1 protein-coding gene is annotated in these 1,032 nt (G+C 60.9%); it reads left to right on the forward strand.

All coding sequences use genetic code 11. The features are described from left to right. Positions 1-68 precede the first annotated feature (68 nt). Positions 69-803 (forward strand): thioesterase II family protein, encoded by a 735-nt coding sequence (locus CKW07_RS23675; protein WP_095147297.1) that lies wholly within the window; start codon positions 69-71, stop codon positions 801-803. Positions 804-1,032 lie beyond the last annotated feature (229 nt).

The following is a 1,032-nucleotide window of genomic DNA, read 5'->3' on the forward strand; positions in this document are numbered from 1 at the left end:
GTTGCGACTAATTTGCTCCGGGCATCATCCGTTCCCCTTACAGACAACCTGTATGTGAGGGAAATGCGGTGACCCAGCTGACATTGCTGTGCCTGCCTTATTCGGGCGCCAGCGCCATGTTCTACAGCCGCTGGCGGCGTACGCTGCCGGACTGGGTGCAGGTCAGGCCGGTGGAGCTGCCGGGACGCGGCGCGCGGTTCGACGAGCCGTTGCAGACCGACATGCGTGCGCTGGCACTGCAATTGGCCCGCGAACAACGCGCGACCCTGAAGGCGCCTTATGCCTTGTTCGGTCATAGCCTGGGTGCCTTGCTGGCCTGTGAAATGGCCCATGCCTTGCGCACCCTGGGCACGCCGGAACCGGTGGCGCTGTTTGCCTCCGGGACGGCCGCACCGACCTTGCGCTCGGACTATGACCGTGGCTTCGCCGAGCCCAGGACCGACGCCCAATTGATCGAGCAGCTACGCAGCCTGCAAGGCACCAGCGAAGAGGTGCTGGGCAACGAAGAGCTGATGAGCCTGACCCTGCCCATCCTGCGCGCCGACTTTCTGTTGTGCGGGCGTTTTGCTCCTGTCGAACGCCCGCTGCTCAAGTGCCCGGTCCACGTGTTCGGTGGCAAGAACGACCGCGCTACCCCCGAACAATTGATCGGCTGGAGCAAGGAAACCCTGGGTAGCTTCTCGCTGGACATGCTCGCAGGCGGGCACTTCTTCATTCATGAGCAAGAAGCCAGGGTGCTGCGCGCGGTAAAGAATCACCTGGAAATCCATCATCGGCGCCATGCCAGGGTAGCGGTGGGTTAGCCCTTTGCCTGTGGGAGCCGGCTTGCTGGCGAAGGTTGCACCGCGGAGTGCCTGATGCACCGCGTTCGCTGGTAAGCCAGCTCCCACAGAGGCTCGCCGGGTCTTTGATTTCTCGCTTTTTCGCCCTTCTTTGATAGTTGTTCTCATTCGTTAATTTTTCCTTTCTGCATTCGTTTTATAGGGATCACGTGCCTTTGTGCTTCCTGCTTACTGATCCGGATGCTGAGAA

It is taken from the genome of Pseudomonas sp. Irchel s3b6, from assembly GCF_900187415.1.
GTDB lineage: Bacteria > Pseudomonadota > Gammaproteobacteria > Pseudomonadales > Pseudomonadaceae > Aquipseudomonas.